Annotated in this window: 1 protein-coding gene; it reads right to left on the minus strand. The window is 46.4% G+C overall.

Annotation, left to right across the window (positions count from 1 at the left end; translation table 11 throughout):
• Positions 1-476, minus strand: a 476-nt coding sequence (locus A3762_RS05700) for a DHH family phosphoesterase (RefSeq protein ID WP_231878737.1), incomplete at both ends; no start/stop codon positions are given.

The following is a 476-nucleotide window of genomic DNA, read 5'->3' on the forward strand; positions in this document are numbered from 1 at the left end:
GTGACAATAACCTTAATACCCAAGGCATGCGCGCGCGCAACACCTTCGTGACTAGATATCCCATTATCAACCGTTACTATTAGAGTAGGATTTGATTGAGCGGCCAGATCAACAATTTCAGGCGTTAGCCCATAACCAAATTTAAAGCGATCAGGAACAAGATAATCGACATTATTCGCCCCAAACTCACGCAACGCCTCGTAGGCTATGGTCGTGCTTGTGGCACCATCAGCGTCGAAGTCCCCTACAATGACAATCCGTCCATTAGCAGACAAGACATCAACAAGCAGAGCTACGGCGGTATCGAGACCTTTCAGCTTAGCAGCACTTGCCATTGACTTAAGCTGAAGACTTAGCTCATCAGCAGAAACAACACCGCGTGCAGCATAAATTTTTGATAAAAACTCTGGTATGTCGGGGAGTGATTTATAATTTTCTGGAAGAGCCCGCTGGACTATCTTTCGCTGCATAAGCGC

The sequence above is a fragment of the Oleiphilus sp. HI0125 genome (assembly GCF_001635355.1).